At 71.1% G+C, this 21,049-nt stretch carries 15 protein-coding genes and 1 pseudogene; 5 read left to right on the top strand and 11 right to left on the bottom strand.

From position 1 onward, the window contains the following. Positions 1-133: 133 nt before the first annotated feature. Genes OIE49_RS30265 through glyA form a run of 6 tightly spaced genes read right to left on the bottom strand, consistent with a single transcriptional unit; the run spans position 134 to position 7,949 of the window. Positions 134-1,510 carry an L-serine ammonia-lyase gene (locus tag OIE49_RS30265; protein WP_326805061.1) on the bottom strand — a complete coding sequence of 459 codons (1,377 nt, stop codon included), beginning with the start codon at positions 1,508-1,510 and terminating at the stop codon, positions 134-136. Further along, positions 1,510-2,127: a sarcosine oxidase subunit gamma gene (locus tag OIE49_RS30270; protein WP_326805062.1), complete on the bottom strand. Its 618-nt coding sequence runs from the start codon at positions 2,125-2,127 to the stop codon at positions 1,510-1,512. The genes OIE49_RS30265 and OIE49_RS30270 overlap by 1 nt, the downstream gene beginning before the upstream one ends. Then, complete coding sequence (locus tag OIE49_RS30275; RefSeq protein ID WP_326805063.1) at positions 2,120-5,035, bottom strand: sarcosine oxidase subunit alpha family protein; 2,916 nt, start codon at positions 5,033-5,035, stop codon at positions 2,120-2,122. The genes OIE49_RS30270 and OIE49_RS30275 overlap by 8 nt, the downstream gene beginning before the upstream one ends. Then, positions 5,032-5,367, bottom strand: a complete 336-nt coding sequence (locus OIE49_RS30280) for a sarcosine oxidase subunit delta (protein WP_326805064.1) — start codon at positions 5,365-5,367, stop codon at positions 5,032-5,034. Before OIE49_RS30280 ends, OIE49_RS30275 begins: the two co-directional genes overlap by 4 nt. Before the next feature lie 12 nt (positions 5,368-5,379). Further along, positions 5,380-6,600, bottom strand: coding sequence for a sarcosine oxidase subunit beta family protein (locus tag OIE49_RS30285; protein WP_326805065.1), 1,221 nt, complete (start codon positions 6,598-6,600; stop codon positions 5,380-5,382). Next, on the bottom strand, positions 6,597-7,949 hold the full coding sequence (gene glyA / locus OIE49_RS30290; RefSeq protein WP_326805066.1) for a serine hydroxymethyltransferase: 1,353 nt from the start codon (positions 7,947-7,949) through the stop codon (positions 6,597-6,599). Before glyA ends, OIE49_RS30285 begins: the two co-directional genes overlap by 4 nt. A gap of 98 nt (positions 7,950-8,047) precedes the next feature. On the opposite strand from glyA, the gene OIE49_RS30295 reads away from it, so the two are divergent. The 4 genes from OIE49_RS30295 to OIE49_RS30310 all read left to right on the top strand — a co-directional run bounded on the left by OIE49_RS30295 (position 8,048) and on the right by OIE49_RS30310 (position 12,643). Continuing rightward, the gene (locus OIE49_RS30295; RefSeq protein ID WP_326805067.1) at positions 8,048-8,722 is read left to right on the top strand and encodes a GntR family transcriptional regulator; all 675 of its coding nucleotides are present in this window, start codon (positions 8,048-8,050) and stop codon (positions 8,720-8,722) included. A 376-nt stretch (positions 8,723-9,098) separates the two neighbouring features. Continuing rightward, positions 9,099-10,412 (top strand): MFS transporter, encoded by a 1,314-nt coding sequence (locus tag OIE49_RS30300; RefSeq protein ID WP_326805068.1) that lies wholly within the window; start codon positions 9,099-9,101, stop codon positions 10,410-10,412. 75 nt (positions 10,413-10,487) lie between these two features. After that, positions 10,488-11,717: an aminopeptidase P family protein gene (locus tag OIE49_RS30305; protein ID WP_326805069.1), complete on the top strand. Its 1,230-nt coding sequence runs from the start codon at positions 10,488-10,490 to the stop codon at positions 11,715-11,717. A gap of 92 nt (positions 11,718-11,809) precedes the next feature. Further along, on the top strand, positions 11,810-12,643 hold the full coding sequence (locus tag OIE49_RS30310; protein WP_326805070.1) for an IclR family transcriptional regulator: 834 nt from the start codon (positions 11,810-11,812) through the stop codon (positions 12,641-12,643). 71 nt (positions 12,644-12,714) lie between these two features. On the opposite strand, the gene OIE49_RS30315 is transcribed toward OIE49_RS30310, so the two are convergent. Beyond that, entirely contained in the window at positions 12,715-13,590 is an 876-nt protein-coding gene (locus OIE49_RS30315) for a polysaccharide deacetylase family protein (RefSeq protein WP_326805071.1), read from the bottom strand. After that, positions 13,571-15,061: a purine-cytosine permease family protein gene (locus tag OIE49_RS30320; protein WP_100566691.1), complete on the bottom strand. Its 1,491-nt coding sequence runs from the start codon at positions 15,059-15,061 to the stop codon at positions 13,571-13,573. The genes OIE49_RS30315 and OIE49_RS30320 overlap by 20 nt, the downstream gene beginning before the upstream one ends. A 134-nt stretch (positions 15,062-15,195) precedes the next feature. Between OIE49_RS30320 and OIE49_RS30325 the strand changes: the two genes are divergently transcribed. Then, on the top strand, positions 15,196-16,713 hold the full coding sequence (locus OIE49_RS30325; RefSeq protein ID WP_326805072.1) for a PucR family transcriptional regulator: 1,518 nt from the start codon (positions 15,196-15,198) through the stop codon (positions 16,711-16,713). A gap of 63 nt (positions 16,714-16,776) precedes the next feature. Here the strand turns inward: OIE49_RS30325 and OIE49_RS30330 are convergent. The 3 genes and pseudogenes from OIE49_RS30330 to OIE49_RS30340 form a co-directional block, all read right to left on the bottom strand. Next, a pseudogene (locus OIE49_RS30330) lies at positions 16,777-17,259 on the bottom strand (amidohydrolase family protein); the annotation flags it as partial. A 167-nt stretch (positions 17,260-17,426) separates the two neighbouring features. Next, positions 17,427-19,235 (bottom strand): ABC transporter ATP-binding protein, encoded by a 1,809-nt coding sequence (locus OIE49_RS30335; RefSeq protein ID WP_326805073.1) that lies wholly within the window; start codon positions 19,233-19,235, stop codon positions 17,427-17,429. Then, positions 19,216-20,964 (bottom strand): ABC transporter ATP-binding protein, encoded by a 1,749-nt coding sequence (locus OIE49_RS30340; protein WP_326805074.1) that lies wholly within the window; start codon positions 20,962-20,964, stop codon positions 19,216-19,218. Before OIE49_RS30340 ends, OIE49_RS30335 begins: the two co-directional genes overlap by 20 nt. Positions 20,965-21,049: the final 85 nt, after the last annotated feature.

Raw genomic sequence — 21,049 nt, forward strand, 5'->3', positions numbered from 1 at the left:
GCGTCCATGGCTGAAAACATCGGGAACCCGGAGGGGTACCGCCCACACGGATCGAGGGCCGCGACCATGAGGTCGCGGCCCTCGCCCCAACTGCTGTGAGCCAGTGCTCGTATGCCTGGTGGCAGGGATCGCGTCAGCACTCGATGACGTTGACGGCGAGGCCGCCGCGGGCGGTCTCCTTGTACTTGGACTTCATGTCGCGGCCGGTGTCCCGCATGGTCCTGATCGCCTTGTCCAGACTGACCTTGTGGGTGCCGTCGCCGGCCAGGGCCAGCCGTGCCGCGTTGATGGCCTTGACGCTCGCGACGGCGTTCCGTTCGATGCAGGGGATCTGCACCAGACCGCCCACCGGGTCGCAGGTGAGGCCCAGGTTGTGCTCGATGCCGACCTCGGCCGCGTTCTCCACCTGTGCGGGGCTGCCGCCGAGGACTTCGCACAGCGCCCCGGCGGCCATCGCGCAGGCCGATCCGACCTCGCCCTGGCAGCCGACCTCCGCGCCGGAGATGGACGCGTTCTCCTTGAACAGGATGCCGATGGCGGCGGCGGTCAGCAGGAAGCGGACGACGCCGTCGTCGTCGGCGCCGGGCACGAAGCGCGCGTAGTAGTGGAGGACGGCGGGCACGATCCCGGCCGCCCCGTTGGTGGGGGCGGTCACGATACGGCCGCCGGAGGCGTTCTCCTCGTTGACGGCGAGGGCGAACAGGTTGACCCAGTCCATGCCCCGCAACGGGTCCGTGCTGTCGTGGCCGGCGGCGTTCAGCTCGCGGTGGAGCGCCGGCGCGCGCCGGGGGACCTTCAGGCCGCCCGGCAGCACGCCCTCGCGCCGGCAGCCGCGGTCGACGCACGCCCGCATGACCGCCCACAGGTCGAGCAGTCCGGCGCGCACCTCGGCCTCGGGCCGCCACGCCTGCTCGTTGGCGAGCATCACCTCGCTGATCGTCAGGTTCTCGCGGGCGCAGATGCCGAGCAGTTCGGTACCCGAGCGGAACGGGAACCGCACGGGCGTGGTGTCCGCGACGACGCGGTCGGCGCCGGTGGCCTCCTCGTCGACGACGAAGCCTCCGCCGACGGAGTAGTAGGTGCGGGCGGCCAGTTCCCGCCCGTCCGCCGCCAGGGCCCGGAACGTCATGCCGTTGGGGTGGGCGGGCAGGGACTTGCGCCGGTGCAGCACCAGGTCCTTGTCGCTGTCGAAGCGGATCCGGTGCTTGCCGCCGAGCAGCAGGGTGCCGTCGGCACGGACCCGCGCCACCCGGTCGTCGGACCGGTCGGTGTCGACGGTGGCAGGGTCCTCGCCCTCCAGGCCGAGGACGACGGCCTTGTCGGAGCCGTGTCCCCGGCCGGTGGCGCCGAGCGAGCCGTACAGCTCCGCCCGGACGCCGACCACGTCGTCCAGCAGCCCGTCCCGCTCCAGTCCCTCGACGAAGCGCCGGGCCGCCCGCATCGGCCCCACCGTGTGGGAGGAGGAGGGGCCGATGCCGACCGAGTAGAGGTCGAAGACGCTGAGGGCCATCAGGGCACCTCGGGGCCCTGGTACTCGCTCATCGCGTCGATGAGCCAGCGGGCCAGGTAGTCGGCGAACGAGGACCGGGGGAAGAGCCGGTACGCCGTGTCACCGGTCTGCCAGAGCACCACCGGAACCGGTCCGACCTGCGTGGACACCGCACGGCCCGGCCCGAAGGAGCGCGGGTGCAGGTCCAGGACGCAGCCCTTCTCCAGGACCTGGCGGGCCGAGGGGCCGCTCAGCTCCAGCGTGGTCCGGTTCGCCGACACGTCGACGACCGAGCCCGGGTCCCCGGCGAGTGCGTCCAGCAGTTCGGCGGCGAGCACCGGCCCGTCGCCCTGGGACAGCACGAGCCACTCGTCGGGGCCGAGCCACACCGCGGTGTGCGGGCCGCTCTGCGCGGTCTGGCCGCAGTGGTCCGGCAGCGGTGCGCCGAGCACCGAGCCGATGCGGCCGGCCGCCGCGGAGGCGGGGGCGACGCGCAGGCTCACCATGGTGATGAAGGGCCACTCGGTCAGCGACACACCGCGCTCGCCGGTGACGCCGGCGGCGCGCATCCGCTCCTGAAGGTGCGTCAGCGGGCTGCGGCGCAGCGTCGCCGGTCCCGCGTCGGTCGGCTCAGCCATCTCGCTTGGTCCCTTCGGGGTCGTAGAGCACGGGTTCGGCCACCAGGACGGGCACCAGGGTGTCGCCGACGGGGGCGATCAGGGTCTCGCCGATGCGGTTGCGCCCGTCGGCGACGAGCGCGAGGGCGAACGGCCTGCCGAGCGCCTGGCTGTGGTAGCTGGAGGTGACGTGGCCGAGCATCGGCACCGGCCCGTCCTGCGGGGTGACGGGGACGTCGGGCGCGACGATCTGGGAGCCCTCCGGCAGCCGGGTGGTGCCGTCGGCGGGCAGCAGGCCGACCAGGTGTTTGCGGTCGGTGCGCGCGGTGTCGGGGCGGCTGAAGGAGCGTTTGCCGATGAAGTCCTTCTGCTTGGAGACCGCCCAGGCCATGCCCGCGTCGTGCGGGGTGACCGTCCCGTCGGTGTCCTGGCCGACGATGACGTAGCCCTTCTCGGCGCGCAGGACGTGCATGGTCTCGGTGCCGTAGGGGGTGATGCCGTACTGCTGTCCGGCCGCGTGCACCTGTTCCCAGACGGAGAGCCCGTACCACGCGGAGATGTTGATCTCGTAGGCGAGTTCGCCGGAGAAGGAGATCCGGCAGACGCGGGCGGGGACGCCGGAGACCAGGGTGGTCTCGCGGAACGTCATGAACGGGAACGCCTCGTTGGACAGGTCCAGGTCCGGGGCGAGCCGGGCGACGACGTCACGGGACTTCGGGCCGACGACGGCGATCGTGGTCCACTGCTCGGTCACCGAGGTGCAGTGCACGTCGAGTTCGGGCCACTCGGTCTGCAGCCACTCCTCCAGCCAGTCCAGTACGCCGGCCGCGCCACCGGTGGTCGTGGTCATGAAGTAGCGGCCCTCGTCCAGGCGCAGGGTCACGCCGTCGTCGAAGATCATGCCGTCCGGCTTGCACATCACGCCGTAGCGGGCGGAGCCGGGCTTGAGCTTCTTGAAGGCGTTGGTGTAGACGCGGTTGAGGAACTCCCCGGCGTCCTTGCCCCAGATCTCGATCTTGCCGAGGGTGGAGGCGTCCATGAAGGCGACGCCCTCGCGGGCCGCGCGGCACTCGCGGGCCACCGCGGCGTCCATGTCCTCCCCCTCCTGGGGGAAGTACCACGGCCGCTTCCACTGCCCGACGTCCTCGAACTCCGCGCCGTGGGCGACGTGCCAGCTGTGGATCGACGTCATGCGCTCGGGGTCGAACAGGTCGCCGCGCTCGCGTCCGGCGAGGGCGGCGAAGGCCACCGGGGCGTACGGCGCCCGGTAGGCCGTGGTGCCGATCTCGCCCGGTGAGGCGCCGTCGCCGAGGGCGGCGGCGATCACGCCGATCGCGTTGACGCCCGAGGTCTTGCCCTGGTCGTTGGCCGTGCCGAGCGAGGTGTAGCGCTTGACGTGCTCGACGCTGCGCATTCCGGCGCCGACGGACCGCCACACGTCGGCGACCGTGACATCGCGCTGCAGGTCGACGAAGTGGGTGTCCCAGGTGCCGGGACCGGAGCCGGAGCCGTCGGAGCCGTTGCCGGGCGCGGGCACCAGCCACAGCGCGCGCACCGCGGCGCGGTCGGCGGCGTCGGCGGGCGCGTCGGGCACGGGCACCGGGAACCCGGCGTCCGTCGCGGCCCGCGCACCGGCCCGCGCGCCCTCGGCGAGCGCGCCGTCGAGGGCGTAGGTCCCGCGGGCGGCGCCGACGACCTGCTGGTCGCGGACCGTGCCGTCGGGCACGAAGGCGGCCAGTCCGTCGTCCCAGCGCAGCTTGCCCTGGCGCTGGCTGTGCAGGTGCACCACCGGGCTCCAGCCGCCCGAGACGGCGAGCAGGTCGCAGTCGAACGAGACGGGTTCGCCGGTGAGTTCACCGCTGCCGTCGAGCCCCTGGACGGTGACGCCGGTGAGGCGTCTCTCGCCCGCGGTGCCGGTCACCGCGCTGCCGGTCAGGACCTTGACGCCGGTGGCCGCGGCGACCTCGGCCGCCCGCCGGGACAGCTCGGGGCGGGCATCGACGACGGCGGCGATCTCCACGCCGGCCGCGTGCAGGTCGGCCACGGTGTCGTAGGCGCTGTCGTTGGTGGTGCTCACGACGGCGCGCGAGCCGGGTGCCACGGCGTAGCGGTTGACGTAGGAGCGGACGGCGGAGGCGGGCATCACGCCGGGGCGGTCGTTGCCGGCGAACACCAGCGGTCGCTCGTGGGCGCCGGGGGCCAGGACCACCTGGCGGGCCCGGATGTGCCACAGCCGCTGGCGCGAGACGCCCTCGGCCGGGGCGGGGGCGTCGGCGCCGAGGTGATCGGTGCGCCGCTGCAGGGCCAGGACGTAGTTGTCGTCGTAGGAACCGAAGGCGGTGGTGCGGGGCAGGACGACGGTCTCGGGGGCCGCCTCCAGGGCTGCGCGGACCTCGGCCACCCACTCCAGGGCGGTCTGCCCGCCGACCGTCTCGGTGCGCCCGGACAGCAGCGAACCGCCGGGTTCGGGCTGGTCGTCGAGGAGGATCACCCGGGCGCCGGAGCCGGCCGCCGCGGCGGCGGCCGCGAGTCCGGCCGGGCCCGCGCCGACGACCAGGACGTCGGTGTGCACGTACTTCTTGTCGTAGACGGCCGGGTCCGGGGTCGGATCGAGGACGCCCATTCCGGACAGGGTCGTGGCGGACAGCCCGTCGTACAGCTCCACGGCGGTGGCGGGCAGCATGCCCTCCGAGCACGGTCCGTCGATCTGGAGCAGGGCGTTGGGCTCCTCGACGCCGGCGGAGACGATGCCGCGGGGACGGCCCCGGTAGAGAGAGGGCCCGACCTCGACGGCACCGTGGGCCAGCATCGCGGAGGCGACGGTGTCGCCGGGGTGGCCGGTCAGCTCGCGGCCGTCGACGGTGAACCGCAGCACGGTGTCGCGGTCGACGCGGCCGCCGTGCGGCAGACGGAATTCCAGGTCGGTCATCGGTTCCCTCCGGCCGGATCGGCGGGCTGGCGAAGGTCGTCGGGCCCGGGCAGTCCGGGGACCTCGGGGCGGGGCTCGTCGAGCCGGTAGACGGCGAGCACCTCGTAGCTGACGGTGTCGCGCACGACGTTGAACCAGCGGCGGCAGCCCGTGGAGTGCACCCACCGCTCGGCGAAGGGGCCCTTGGGGTTGTCCCGGTAGAAGACGTACTCGGCCCACTGTTCGTCGGTGAGGTCCCCGGCGGTCTCGGGGAAGGGAATGTGGGCCTGTCCTCCGTAGTGGTACTCGGTCTCGTCCCGAGGACCGCACCATGGGCAGTTCAGCAGCAGCACGGTGTCCTCCTCTCAGTGGGCCACGGCCGCGGCGCCGTGCTCGTCGATCAGGGCGCCCGTGGTGAAACGCTCCAGGGCGAAGGGCTTGTTCAGGGGGTGCGGCTCGCCGGTGGCGATGGTGTGGGCGAAGGTCCAGCCGGCGGCCGGGGTGGCCTTGAAACCACCGGTGCCCCAGCCGCAGTTGACGAAGAGGTTCTCCACCGGCGTGGTGCCGATGACCGGGGACGCGTCCGGGGTGACGTCGACGATGCCGCCCCAGGTCCGCAGCACGTGCGCGCGGGCGAAGACGGGGAACAGCTCCACCGCGGCGGCCATCTGGTGCTCGATCACATGGAACGAGCCGCGCTGGCCGTAGCCGTTGTACGTGTCGACGCCCGCGCCCATCACCAGTTCGCCCTTGTGCGCCTGCGACACGTAGACGTGCACGTGGTTCGACATGACCACGGTGGGGTGCACGGGCTGGTGCAGTTCGGAGACCAGTGCCTGCAGCGGGTGCGACTGCACCGGCAGCCGGAACCCGGCCAGTTCGGCCAGTACGCTGCTGTGTCCGGCGGCCGCCAGACCCACCCGGCCGGCCAGGATGCGGCCCCGGCTGGTCTCGACGCCGACGACCCGGTCGCCGTCCTTGACGAACCCGGTGACCTCGCAGCCCTGGATCAGGTCGACGCCCATCTCGTCGGCGCGGCGGGCGAGCGCCCAGGCGACGTGGTCGTGCTTGGCGATGCCGGCGCGGGGCTGGTAGGTGCCGCCGAGCACCGGGTAGCGGGTGCCGGGCGAGACGTTGACGATCGGGCAGACCTTGGCGACCTCGTCGGTGTCGAGCCATTCGGCGTCGACTCCGTTGAGGCGGTTGGCGTTGACGCGGCGCACACCCTCGCGGACGTCCTGCAGGGTGTGCGCGAGGTTGAGCACACCGCGCTGGCTGAACAGGAAGTCGTAGTCCAGCTCTTCGGGCAGTCGCTCCCACAGCTTCAGGGCGTGCTCGTAGATGGCCGCGCTCTCGTCCCACAGGTAGTTGGAGCGGATGATGGTGGTGTTGCGGGCCATGTTGCCGCCGGCCAGCCAGCCCTTCTCCAGTACGGCCACGTTGGTGATGCCGTGGTTCTTGGCGAGGTAGTAGGCGGTGGCCAGGCCGTGGCCTCCGGCGCCGACGATGACGACGTCGTAGGAGGGGCGGGGGTCGGGGGTGCGCCAGAGCCAGTCGGGGTGCTCCGGCAGCGGTGCGGCGGTCATCCGGCGGTTCCGTTCTGGTCGGAGGGTCCGGTCGGTGCGGCGGGGGCGGTCCGCTCGGCGTAGAGCGGGAACTTCTCGGCTAGCGCGGTGACCCGGTCGCGCAGCAGGGCGGCGCTCTCGTCGGTGAGGTCCTCCTCCTTCAGGGCGCGGGCGATGACGTCGGCGACCTCGCGGAACTCCTCGGCTCCGAAACCCCTGGTGGCCAGGGCGGGGGTGCCGATCCGCAGGCCGGAGGAGACCATCGGCGGGCGGGGGTCGAACGGCACGGCGTTGCGGTTGACGGTGATGCCGACGCGGTGCAGCCGGTCCTCGGCCTGCTGCCCGTCGAGCGCGGAGTCGCGCAGGTCGACGAGGACGAGGTGGACCTCGGTACCGCCGGTGAGGACGGAGATCCCGGCCTCGGCCACGTCGTCGGCGAGCAGTCGTCCGGCGAGGATCCGGGCGCCGTCCAGGGTGCGCTGCTGGCGCTCCTTGAACTCCTCGCCCGCCGCGACCTTGAAGGCGACCGCCTTCGCGGCGATCACGTGCTCCAGCGGCCCGCCCTGCTGGCCGGGGAAGACCGCGGAGTTGATCTTCTTGGCGAGGGCGGCCCGGCTGAGGATCACGCCGCCGCGGGGCCCGCCGAGGGTCTTGTGGGTGGTGGTCGTCACGACGTCCGCGTACGGCACGGGGCTCGGGTGGAGACCGGCCGCGACCAGTGCCGCGAAGTGCGCCATGTCGACCATGAGGTACGCGCCGACCTCGTCGGCGATGCGCCGGAAGGCCGCGAAGTCGAGCCGGCGCGGATAGGCCGACCAGCCGGCGACGATCAGCTTCGGCCGGTGCGCGCGGGCCAGCTCGGCCACCTCGTCCATGTCGACGCGCAGGTCGGACTCGCGGACGTGGTACGGCACGACGTTGTAGAGCTTGCCGGAGAAATTGATGCGCATGCCGTGCGTGAGGTGCCCGCCGTGCGCCAGGTCGAGACCGAGGATGGTGTCCCCGGGGTCGAGCAGGGCGAACATCGCGGCGGCGTTGGCCTGGGCACCCGAGTGCGGCTGGACGTTGGCGGCCTCGGCGCCGAAGAGGGCCTTGACCCGGTCGATCGCGAGCTGTTCGACGACGTCGACGTGCTCGCAACCGCCGTAGTAGCGGCGGCCGGGGTATCCCTCGGCGTACTTGTTCGTCAGGACCGAGCCCTGGGCCTGCATCACGGCCGCCGGGGCGAAGTTCTCGGACGCGATCATCTCGAGTGTCGTCTGCTGGCGCCGGAGTTCCTCGGAGACGGCGGCGGCGATCTCGGGGTCCAGTGCGGCCAGGGGGAGGGAGAGGAGGCTGCCGTCCTCCGTCGTCGACGGACTCGCTGCCATGGTGAGCACCACCTTAATATGCGACTGCTCCAACACTGATATATCAGTGTGTGCGGTAACGTAGGACAGGCCGACGGAAGGGTCAAGGGGGTGGCGGAATGAAGCAGGTGGAAGCTTCGCGGACAGCCGGCGAGGGGGAGACGCCCACTCTCGCCGAGCGTGCGTACCGCGACATCCGCGACCGCCTGATCATGCTGGAGATCCCGCCCGGCGCACCGGTGAACGAGGACCTGCTCGCGCAGAGCGTCGGCTTCGGGCGCACGCCGGTGCGTGAAGCCCTCAAGCGCCTGCAGCACGAGCGGCTGATCGTGGCCTACCCCCGGCGCGGCACCTTCGCCACCGAGGTCAACATCACCGACCTCGCCCACATCTCCGAGGTCCGGCGTCAGCTGGAGCCGATGGCGGCGGCCCGCGCGGCCGAGCGCGCCACCGCCGCCGACCGCGGGGCACTGGGTGCGCTGCTGCGCGGCCTGGAGGGCGAGGGTACTTCCGCACAGGGCGCGGACGCCCTCATGCGCCTCGACCTGCGCGTACACCGGGCCATCTACGCCGCCACGCACAACCCGTACTTCGAGGACACCCTCATCCGCTACGACAACCTGGCCACCCGGATCTGGTGCCTGTTCGTGGACCGGGTGCCGGGCATGGCGGGACACGTCGTCGAGCACGGACCGCTGCTGCGCGCCATCGTCGACGGCGACCCCGAGAAGGCCTCGGAGCTCGCGCGGAGCCATGTCGTGGGCTTCGAGCGGGCGATCCGCGAGGCGATCTGAGCCGGCCCTCCCGCGGCCCACTGGGCGGCATCGGCCCGCGCTGACCCGCGACAACCCCATCACGGAGCCGCCGTAGCATCGCTACGGCGGCTCTGCGTCGTCCGTTTCCGGCACCGCCTGATGTCGCGCATGTCGCAACCCAACTGCACGCGGTGCAACAGGGCGAACTCAACGCGCGGCCGCGCGGTCTCTGGTTGGCAACCGGCAAAACTAAAAAGAAGCCGCCCGCCACGTCTTGTCGACTCCCGTACACACTCCTATGGTGTGCAACACCGTTGCGGCTCACGCAACCTCATGCTTGGGAGCCGGTTCCATGAGCGACCAGCCGAGCCTCTCTGGGCAGAATGCCCCGCCCATCTCCTCCGTTGCACCAGTCATGTCCCCACCCGACATCTCCGGCCCGCCGGACGCCGACGTCGCCCCCTCCACGCGCCGTCGCGTGGTGGCGGCGAGTTTCATCGGCAACTTCGTGGAGTGGTTCGACTACGCCGCCTACGGATACCTGGCGGCGACCATTTCCACGGTCTTCTTCCCCGACACCGACCGCACGACGGCCCTGCTGGCGACCTTCAGCGTCTTCGCCGTCTCCTTCTTCGTCCGCCCCTTCGGCGGCTTCGTCTGGGGGCACATCGGCGACAAGGTCGGCCGCCGCAGCGCCCTGTCACTGTCCATCGTGATCATGTCAGTGGCGACCTTCTGCATCGCCCTGCTGCCCACCTATCGCGCGGTCGGCCTGCTCGCACCGGCCCTGCTCCTGGTGGTCCGGGTCGTCCAGGGCTTCTCCGCCTCCGGCGAGTACGCGGGCGCCTCCGCCTTCCTGGTCGAGTACGCCCCCGCCGGCAGACGCGGCCTGTACGCCTCCGTGGTTCCGGCGAGTACCGCGTCCGGCCTGCTGCTGGGTTCCCTGCTCGCGGCGCTGCTCACCGGAGTCCTCTCCGAGGGAGAGATGCACAGCTGGGGCTGGCGCCTGCCCTTCCTCCTCGCCGCTCCGATGGGTCTGATCGGCCGCTACATCCGGCTGCGCCTGGAGGACACCCCCGCCTTCCGCGCCCTGGAGGAGCAGCAGGAGGTCGTGCCGACCCCGGCCAGGCGGATGCTGCGCGCCAACCGGCGCCCGCTGATCCTCGCGATGGGCGCCACCGTGCTCAACGCGGTCGCCTTCTACATGCTGCTCAGCTACATGCCGACGTACCTGTCGGAGGAGCTGCACTTCGGCGCCACCGAGTCGTTCCTGGCCACCACCGTCTCGCTCGCCACGTACATCGCCTTCATCTTCTTCACCGGCCTGGCCTCGGACCGGTTCGGCCGGAAGAAGATGCTGATCACGGCGTCCGTCCTGTTCACGCTGTGCACCGTCCCGGCGTTCATGCTGCTGGACGGCGCCGGACTGCTGACCGTGATCGCCATCCAGGTGCTGCTCGGCGGGATGCTCACGCTCAACGACGGGACGCTGCCCAGCTTCCTCGCCGAGCTGTTCCCGACCCGGGTCCGCTACAGCGGCTTCGCCATCAGCTTCAACCTGGCGAACGCCCTTTTCGGCGGCACCGCGGCGTTCGTCGCCACGCTGCTCATCTCCTGGACCGGAAGCCCCCTCGCCCCCGCCTGGTATCTCGTCGCCGCCGCGCTGTTCTCGCTGTGGGCCGTCCTGCGGTCGAAGGAGACCTCGCGCGAGCCGCTGCGCGAGGAATGAGAAGCGGTCCCACCCCCGAACCACTCCACCCCGCCCATCGGGGAAGAGAAGCCGAACCCATGAAAAGGAGTAACCATGTCCGCTGCCGAGCTCGAGCGCCTGAAGCTGATCCACAACGGTGAGAAGGAGCGGCTGACCTTCTCCGACGCGGAGATGGGGCGCCGGCTGTCGCTGCTCCGCAAGGCGATGGCCGAGGCCGGCGTCGACGTCGTCCTGTTCACCTCGTACCACAACATCAAGTACTACTCCGACTTCCTGTACACCTCCTTCGGCCGGCCCTACGCGCTGATCGTCACCGGGGACGACCAGATCACCGTCTCCGCCAACATCGACGCCGGTATGCCGTGGCGGCGCACCTTCGGTGACAACGTCGTGTACACCGACTGGCACCGCGACAACTACATCCACGTCATCCAGGAGACGCTGAAGGGGCGGGGCGTCGCTCCGCGCTGGATCGGCGTCGAGCACGACAGCCTGCCCCTCGACACCCTGCGGAAGTTCGAAGCCGCCTTCCCCGGCGCCGGGTTCACCGACATCGCGCAGGCCGCCATGCGGCAGCGGATGGTCAAGTCGGACGAGGAGATCGCCCTCATCAAGGAGGGCGCACGCGTCGGCGACCTGGGTGGCGAGGCCATCCGCGCGGCCATCCGTGAAGGCGTCCAGGAGTACGAGGTCGCGCTGGCCGGCACCGACGCCATGGTTCGCGAGATCGCCCGCACGTACCCGCACACCGAGATCCGCGACACCTGGGTCTGGTTCCAGTCGGGCGTCAACACCGACGGCGCCCACAACTGGCCGACCACTCGCAAGGTGGGACGCGGCGACATCCTCAGCCTCAACTGCTTCCCGATGATCTCCGGCTACTACACCGCCCTGGAGCGGACCCTCTTCTACGGCGAGCCCGACGCCCGGTCCCTTCAGCTGTGGGAGATCAACGTCGAAGTGCACCGCCGTGGTCTGGAACTGATCAAGCCCGGCATCAGCTGCGCCGAGATCGCCCACACCCTCAACGAGATCTACATCGGTCACGGTCTGCTGCCCAACCGGACCTTCGGCTACGGCCACTCGTTCGGCGTGCTGTCCCACTACTACGGCCGGGAGGCCGGGCTCGAACTCCGCGAGGACATCGACACCGTGCTCGAACCGAACATGGTGGTGTCCATGGAACCGATGATCATGGTGCCCGAGGGAGAGCCGGGCGCCGGTGGTTATCGTGAGCACGACATTCTGGTGGTGACCGAGAACGGCGCCGAGAACATCACCAGGTTCCCCTTCGGCCCGGAGCACAACATCCTGGGCGTGTGACCGGGGAACCCGACGCCACACGGTGCCGCTCCGGCCACTTGGGCCGGAGCGGCACCGTGCCGTCGCCGTCCATGCGGCACGATGGGAGCACCATGGCAGACAACCAGCCGGACAAGAACGGCGACGACACGGGCGTGGGCGAGAACCGCGGGATCTCCGTCCTGCAGAACGGCATCTCCGTACTGCTCAGCTTCAGCGCCGAAGAGCCCCAGCTGGGGGTCACCGACATCGCCGCCCGGGTCGGACTGCACAAGAGCACCGTCTCGCGCATTCTCGCCACGCTGCAGCAGGCCGGCCTGGTGGAACGGGCCGCGGACTCCCGGCGTTTCCAACTGGGTCTGGGCGTCATCGCCATGGCCGGACCGCTGCTCGCGGACCTCGACGTACGCCGCGTCGCCCACCCGGTGCTGCGGGAGCTCAGCCGGCGCACCGAGGAGACCGCGGCGCTGATGCTGTGGAACGGCTCCGAGGCCGTGTGTGTCGAGCAGGTGCCCAGCCGCCACGAGGTCAAGCACACCACCCCGCTGGGCACCCGCTACAACACCGCGGCCAGCTCGTCGGTGCAGGTGTTCCTGGCCCAGCTGCCCGCCTATACCGCGCGTGCCCTGCTGACCAACGGCACGCTGGTCTTCCCCGGGCTCGACGACGCGGCGCTCGAGGCGTACCTGACCCGGCTCGACGAGACTCACGAGCAGGGCTACGCCACCAACTACGGGGAGACCTCGTTGCAGGAGGTCGGCGTGGCGGCGCCGGTCTTCGACCACCGCGGTGAGGTGGCCGCGGCCGTGCTCGCCTCGGCACCCCGCTTCCGTGTCTCCCCCGAGCAGCTGCCGGTACTCGGCGAGGCGGTTCGCGCCGCCGCCGACCAGGTGACCCGACGCCTCGGCGGGCACGGCCCGGGAACCCTCGAGGACGGTCCCGCCTGAAACGGTCGAACGCGCCGGGCTCCCGCGGTTCCGCGAGAGCCCGGCGCGTACGCGTGGCGGTGTCAGGCCGGCTACTCGCGGTTCGTCGCGAGTGCGCCGGGTGCCTCGATCCGGTCGACGCGCCGGAGCTCCCCGACGGCCCCGGCGGTGTGGGCCGCGATCTCCTCCAGCGTGGTGACCCACATGCCGTCCAGGGCGCGCACGTCCTCGATCAACCGCTCCAGAGCCGCCGCCCGGGAGGGACGACCGGAGATGAAGGGGTGGTTGGTCAGGACGAAGCAGCCGCTCTCGGCGTGGTGCGCCCGCGCCTCCAGCAGCCACATCTCGTGCACCTTGCGCGGGCTCTCGATCACCCCGCTGCCGGTCCAGCCGGGGTAGAAGGCGTACTGCTCCCAGTCGTCGAGTCCCCAGTCGACGGGAATCTCGACCAGGTCGCCCGCCGTTTCGGTGCCGTGCAGCCGGTACGGGGTGTCGCCGTCGAGCAGGCTGGAGTCGTACTGGAAGCCGCGTTCGATGAGCAGGTCCGGCGTGTGCCAGTTCATCTCCCACCACGGGGCGCGGTAGCCGGCCGGGCGGATGCCGAGCCGGTCCAGCGCTTCCAGGCCACGGTCGAGGTACTCGGCCTCCCGCGCCGCGTCGATCCCCTGCATCGGCTCGTGGAGATAGCCGTGGTGCGCCACCTCGTGACCTTCGTCGATGATGCTCCGCACCATGTCGGGATAGGTGTCGGCGGTGAACCCCGGGACGAAGAACGTGGCCTTCACGTCCTGCCGCCGCAGCACCCGCAACAGCCTGGGCACTCCGACCCGCGGACCGTAGGACTGATGGGTCATCAGCGACATCCGCGACGAGGCGGAGGGATCGTGGGCGAGGACGCACGACTCGGCGTCGACGTCGAAGGTGAACGCCGCGGCAGCGCGAACGCCGTCAGGCCAGGGGAAGTTCATCGTCGGTCCTTTCCGCAACGGAGGGGAGGGCGGAGACCCGGGCCGGCCGGGCGGCACGCGGTCCGAGCACCGCGTAGACCGCCGCGCTGGTGAGCCCGCCGGCCAGCCACGAGAGGTCCACACCGCCCAGGGCGACGGCGATCGGGCCCTGGAAGAACGGGATCAGCCCGTACATGAACAGCCAAGTGGCGAAGACGCCGGTGAAGAAGGCGGTGTACCCGGCCCAGTTGACATCGGGCAGCCGCCGGGTGCCCACGGGGTCGAAGAGCCGGTCGACCCGGATCGAGCCGCGCTCGACGCGGTAGTAGTGGACGAGCATGATGCCGCCCCAGGTGGAAACCCACGCAACGAGCCCGACCAGCCAGGTGTCGAGGACGGAGGCGAAGTCCTCCTGGTAGATGAAGAAGACCACGGCGGCCATGGACAGCACACCCACCACACTGCTCAGCGTGCGCCTCGGCACCCGGACGTCGAGGGCCTGGGTGGCGACGGTGAAGGTGTAGATGTTCAGGATGTTGGTCGCGACCGGGCCGTGCAGGACCAGCAGGAGTACGGGGATGGCGAGCGCCCCGAAGTTGTCGACGATGAGGCGGCCCGGGTCGACGGAGCCGTTCTTGGTGGCGAGGGTGGCGCCGAGGACACCCAGCCACACCACGGGGATGAACTGGCCCAGGGTGCTGGCGAGGTAGAGCCTGCGCCGGGGCATGTCCTTGCTGACGAAGCGTGAGTAGTCCGCGGCGTAGGTGAACCAGGTGATGCCCCAGCCGATGCCGATGGCGGTCATCACACCGGTCATCGCGGCCAGCCGCGCGCTGCCGGTGAGCACCTGTCCGGGCGGGCCCGCGTACGACCAGTCGATGTGGAGGAAGAACCAGGCCACCACCGACATCACCACCAGGACCACGATGGTGGGCGGTACCGTCCAGCGTTCGAAGGCGGAGATCGCGCGGTAGCCGATCCAGGAGATGCACACCTGGATCACCATGATCACGGCCGCGACCGCGATCTTCCACACGTGGTTGGTGCCGTGCGGATCGACCAGGCCGATCTTGCCCAGCAGGGCCATGACCAGGTCCAGGACGATCCAGGTGTTGACGGAGCTCCAGCCGATCGCCAGGCACGCCTGGATGGCGGCCGGCAGATAGTTGCCGCGACGCCCGAAGGCGGCGCGCCCCAGGACCATGCCGGTCACACCGGTGCGCTGGCCCATGAGAACGAAGACGCCGAAGAAGGCCATGCCGATGAGGTTGCCGACGACCAGCACGACGAGCGTGTCGGACAGCCCCAGACCGAGTTTGACGCCGAGCGCCCCCAGGACCCAGTTGATGGGGGCGATGTTGGCGCCGCACCAGATCCAGAACTGGCCGGACACACTGTTGGACCGGGCGGATTCCGGGACGGGCTGCAGCGCGGCCTCGACCTCCGGGACGGTGGACGGTGGCGGGGAAGAGGGTGCGGAGGAAGCTGACATGGGTGGACCCCCAGATTGAGACGGCCTTTCGCGCACGGAGACGGGCCGCTTGACCGGCAATCCTGGTGGCCACGGTCACACAGAACAAGAAACGAACTGTCATACAGTTGTGCTTCTGTGCTACACAAAACGTCATGCTGATGTCGCTGGAACGGGTCCTCGCCCACCCGAGCCTCGCCCCAGCCGAGCCGCGGGTCCTGACCGGTTCGCGAGGTCTGGAGCGGCGGACCGTGCGATGGCTCCACTCCAGCGAAGTCCTCGAGGTGGCACCGCTGTTGCGCGGCGGCGAGCTGCTGCTGACCGGCGGCACCATGCTGGCCCGCGCGAACGAGGACGAGCAGCGAGCGTACGTCCGCAGCCTGGCCGCGCGGGGAGTCGCGGGCGTCGCGATCGAAACCGGCGGCGAGCTCCTGGAGGTTCCGGCACCTCTGGTCGAGGAAGCGGCCGCGACGGACTTCCCGGTCGTCGAGCTGCGGCGGGTCGTCCCGTTCGTCGAGGTCGCCGAGGTGATCAACGGCGCCCTGGTCAACGCGTCGGTGACGCGGCTGCGCTCGGTGGGCGTGCTCTCCCACGAGCAGTCCGAGGCGCTCGCCGAGGGCGGCGGCGTACAGGAGGTGCTGGACGCGCTCGTACGGCACACGTCGACCGCGGCCGCCGTCTTCGACGCCACCGACCGGCTCATCGCCGCCAGCAGGCCGGCGGAGAGCCCCGGGGGCGGCCCCGCCGTTGAGGCGCCGACTCCGTTCGAGGGCATGGGGACGGGGCTGACGATCCGCGGGGTCCCCGCCGCCACCCTCGTGCTCTACCCGGACGCCGACGCGGATGTCGAGACGCTGGAACTGGCGCAGGACCGGACGATCGAGGCCCTGAAGCTGGCACTGCTGCGCTTCAGGCCGCCGGGCCCGCGCGAGTTCGCCTCGAGTGAACTCGTCCGGCTGGCCGCGGCCGACGGCACCCACCCGCAGCGGATCCGCCGGCTCGGCATGTCGATCGGCCTCCGCGCCGAGGCGCCGGTCATCGGCGTGGCCGCCCGTGCCACCGGGCCGTCGGCCGAACTCCGCCGCCTGGACGACCTGTTGTCCCGCTACGGCCGGACCGCGGTCGACGTGCCTTCCCCACTCGCCGTGCACACGCTCGTGTCACTGCGTGACCGCGACGGGGCCGCCAACCTCCGGACCCGGCTCGTCGCCGACCTCACCGCTTGGCGCACGTCCGACCGGACGGCGATCGCGGTCGGCCCGGTGATGCCGTCCCTGGAGGACGCCGCCGTCTCACTGGGCGCGGCGCTGGAGTGTCTGCGGCGCCCCACGCGCGCGTTCAGAGCCGGTGTGGTCGACGCCGCCGAGCTGAGTGCCGAGCGGCTGCTGCTCGACAACGAACTGCGTGTCCCGGCGGAAAGACTCGTACAGGAGCAGCTCGGACTCCTGCTCACCCTGCGCGACGAGGAACGCGACCTCCTGCTCACCACCCTGGAGACGTATTTCGAGACCGGCTTCAACAAGACCCGCACGGCGAGCAGACTGCACCTGCAGCGCCAGTCGCTCTACGCGCGGCTGCAGCGCGCCTTCGACCTCCTGGGCGGCGACCCGGTGGGAACACCGCGGGCACTCGCCGTCCACCTGGCGTTGCGCGCCCACCGCCGACTCGTCTGACCTCGGCCCCCTTTCCACGAAGTCGCTGAGGACCGCGAAGTCGGCGAGCATGCCGCGGGCCAGGGTGCCCTTGATGTGCTCCTCGTGGACGGCGTGGGCCGAGCCGACCGTGTACGCGTGCAGTGCCTGCCGCGCCGTGACCGCCTCGTGCGGGCCGATCGGGGCGCCCGAGGCCGTGCGGCGGTTGACCATGTCGGCAATGCCGAGGAGCGGGTCGGAGGCGACCACGGGGGCGTCCGAGGAGCCGGGAAGCACCACGCCCGCATCGAGGAACGACCGCATGCGGTAGGCCAGTTGGCTGCGGACCGGACCGGACCGGACCGGACCGAGCGCGGTGAGGACCCCGTCGCCGATCTCGGACAGGAACCGGCCCTGCGGTACCGGGATCAGGCCGAGCCGGGCGATGCGGGCGACCTGCGCGTCACTGGTCACCGCCGCGTGCTCGACGCGGTGGCGGACGTCGGCGCGCGGATGCAGCCGCTGCGCCTCCTCGTACGCGTCGAGTACGACGTCGAGGGCGGCGTCCCCGATGGCGTGCGTGGCGATCTGCCAGCCGCAGCGGTGCGCCGGCGATGTAGCGGCGGATCTGCCCGGGCTCGTGCTGGAGCAGTCCGCTGTTGCCGGGCGCGTCGTGGTAGTCGCAGCACGTCGCCGCCGACCGGCCGATCAGCGAGCCGTCCGACATCATCTTGGTCGGCCCGATCCGCAGCCACTCAGCCCGTCGGTACCTCGGCCGTCGGGGCGTCCGCGCGGGCGGCGTGCAGGCGGGCGTACGCGCCCTGGGCCGCGAGGAGTTGGTCGTGGGTGCCCTGTTCGACTATGCGGCCGGAGTCCATGACGACGATGACGTCGGCGTCGCGGACGGTGGACAGGCGGTGGGCGATCACGAAGCTCGTCCGGCCCGCCCGCAGGGTGTTCATGGCCCGCTGGATCAGCAGCTCGGTGCGGGTGTCCACGGAGCTGGTCGCCTCGTCCAGGACGAGTACGGCGGGCCGGGCGAGGAACGCCCTCGCGATCGTGATCAGCTGCTTCTCCCCGGCGCTGACACCCCCGGACTCGTCGTCCAGGACCGTGTCGTACCCCTGCGACAGGGTGCGGATGAAGCGGTCGGCGCAGGTCGCGCGGGCCGCCTCCACGACGTCCGCGCGGGTCGCGCCGGGGGATCCGTAGGCGATGTTCTCGGCGATCGTGCCCTTGAACAGCCAGGTGTCCTGGAGGACGAGGCCGAAGCGGGAACGCAGGTCGTCGCGGTTCATCGCGGCGGTGTCGGTGCCGTCCAGGAGGATGCGGCCCGAGTCGATCTCGTGGAAACGCATCAGCAGGTTGGCGACCGTGGTCTTGCCGGCGCCGCTCGGGCCGACGATCGCGACGGTGCTGCCGGGTTCCACGGACAGGGACAGCCCCTCGATGAGCGGCACGTCGGGGGAGTAGCGGAACGACACGTCCTGGAACTCCACCCGGCCCTCGGCGCGCCTCGGAGCGAGCGGGCTGCGCGGTTCGGGTTCCTGCTCCGGCGCGTCGAGCAGCGTGAACACCCGCTGCGCCGAGGCCACCCCGGACTGGAGGCGGCCCGCGACCGAGGCGATCTCCACGATCGGCTGGCTGAACTGCCGCGCGTACAGGATGAACGCCTGCACATCGCCCAGGGTCAGCGAGCCGTTCACGACCTTCCAGGCGCCGACGACGGCGACCGCGACATAGCCGAGGTTGGCGACGAACATCATCACGGGCTCGATCGCGCCGGACGCGAACTGCGCTCCGGCACCGGCCCGGTACACCGCCTCGTTGCGCTCGTCGAAGCGCCGCTCGGCCTCCGCCCGCCGGTCGAAGGCCTTCACCAGCGCGTGCCCGGCGCACATCTCCTCGACATGCGCGGTCAGACTGCCGCTGGCGGACCACTGGGCGGCGTACCGCGGCTGGGCCCGCTTGGCGATCCAGGCGGCGAGCAGCCCCGACACCGGGACGCTCAGCAGCATCACCACGGCCAGCGAAGGGGAGATGACCAGCATCAGGGTCAACATGATGACCAGCGAGAACACCGAGCCGATCAGATCGGTCAGGGTCTGCTGCAGCGTCTGCTGGAGGTTGTCGATGTCGTCCGTGCTGCGACTGAGCGTCTCGCCGGCCGGCTGCCGGTCGAAGTGGCGCAGCGGCAGCCGCGCCAGTTTCTCCTGCGCCCGGTGCCGCAGGTCGTGGATGAGCAGACGGACCGCCGAGGCCACCAGCCAGTTCTGCAGCAGCATGAACACCGATGCCGCCACGTACAGAACCAGCAGGATCATCAGCATCCTGCCGAGCGCCCCGAAGTCGACGCCCGGGGCCGGTCCGCCCTTCCCGAGGACGCCGTCGGCGATCAGGTCGGTGACGCGGCCCAGCAGCAGCGGGCCGAAGGCGTTGAGGAGGATGCCGACGACACCCGCCGTCAGGGCGAGGCCCACGGGCCGGCGGTGCGGGCGCAGCAGACCGACGAGCCGGCGAACCGGCCGGTCCGATTCGTGCTCCTCAGGAACGTCCGGCGCCATGAGCGGCTTCCTCTCGGGTGCGCTGCGAGAGCGCGATCTCGCGGTAGGTGGGACTGTCACGCAGCAGCACGTCATGGGTGCCGGTGGCGGCGATGCCACCCTGGTCCAGGACGACGATCCGGTCGGCGCCGCGTACGGAGGCCACCCGCTGCGCCACGGCGATCACGGTGGCGCCCGCCGTCCAGGGCACGAGGGCCTCCCGCAGGGCCGCCTCCGTGCTCTGGTCGAGCGCCGAGAAGGAGTCGTCGAAGAGGTAGACGGCGGGGCGGCGCAGCAGCGCCCGCGCGATCGCCAGCCGCTGGCGCTGGCCGCCGGAGACGGTGGTGCCGCCCTGGGCGATCTCCGCGTCGAGGCCGCCGAGCCGGGTCACGAAGCCGTCCGCCTGGGCGACCCGCAGCACCTCCCACAGCTCCTCCTCCGTGGCGTCCGGTCGGCCGAAGCGCAGATTGGTCGCGACGGTCCCGGCGAACAGGTACGGCCGCTGCGGTACGTAGCCCACGGCGTCGGCCAGCACCGACGGGTCCAGTTCACGCACATCCGTGCCGCCGATCCGTACCTCGCCCGCGGTCGCGTCGACCAGCCGCAGGATCAGGTTCAGCAGTGTGGTCTTGCCGGAGCCGGTGCTGCCGAGGATCGCAACCCGTTCACCGGGTCGCAGCGTCAGTGACAGGTCCCGCAGTACGGCGTTCTCGGCGCCCGGGTGGCGGAACTCGGCTCCCAGCAGCTCGACCTGCCCGGCGGGGCCCGTCATGGGCCGCGGCGCGGCGGGCGGGACGACATCGGTCTCCGCTTCGAGGACCTCCGTGATCCGCTCCGCGGACACCCGGGCCCGCGGCACGTTCAGGAACACGAAGGCGAGCATCACCACGGACATGAGGATGAGTGACAGATAGCTGAGGAAGGCGCTGAGCGAGCCGATCCGCATGCTGTCCGAGTCGATCCGCCGGGCCCCCACCCACAACAGCGCCAGGGTGAAGAGGTTCATCAGCAGCAGGACCGTCGGCAGCATCACCGCGATGAGCCGGCCCACTCCCAGGTTCAGGCCGAGGAGTTCGTCGTTGGTGCGGGTGAAGCGCCCGCTCTCGTAGGAGTCGCGGGCGAAGGAACGCACCACGCGCACGCCGGTGATCCGCTCCCGCAGCAGCCGTCCCAGCCGGTCCAGCGTCACCTGCAGCCGGGCGTACAGCGCGGCCATGCGGGCCAGCAGGAAACCGAAGCCGGCGCCCACAATCAGCACCATCAGGACGAGGACCAGCGCCATCGGCACGTCCTGGCGCAGTGCGAGCATCACACTGCCCAGACACATCAGGGGAGCCGCGACGAAGATGCCGAGCCCGGACTGGGCGAGGTTCTGCACCTGCTGCACGTCGTTCACCGAGCGGGTCAGCAGCGACGGGGTGCCGAACCGGCCGATCTCGCGGGCGGAGAAGTCCAGCACGCGGCGGAAGACGGCGGACCGCAGGTCCCGCCCCAGGGCGGTGGAGGTACGCGCGCCCAGCGCCGCGGCACCCAGCGCCGCGGCGATCTGGACCAGCGCCACCACCGCCATCGTCGCGCCGATGACGCCGATGCGATCGCTGTCCTCGCGGACGACTCCCTCATCGATGAGCGCGGCGCCCAGCGTCGGCAGCAGCAGCGTGCCGAGGATCTGCACCAGGTGCAGGGCGACCAGAGCGGCAACGGATCTCGCGTAGGGGCGCAGTCGTGTGCCCATGAGTTTCAACAGCACGGAATGACACCCCGGTCGACGGTGGGCAGGAGCCGCCCATTGGAGCGGAGTCGGCCGGCACACCGACCGGGTCATTCGACCCCAT

Source organism: Streptomyces sp. NBC_01788 (assembly GCF_035917575.1).
Lineage (GTDB): Bacteria > Actinomycetota > Actinomycetes > Streptomycetales > Streptomycetaceae > Streptomyces.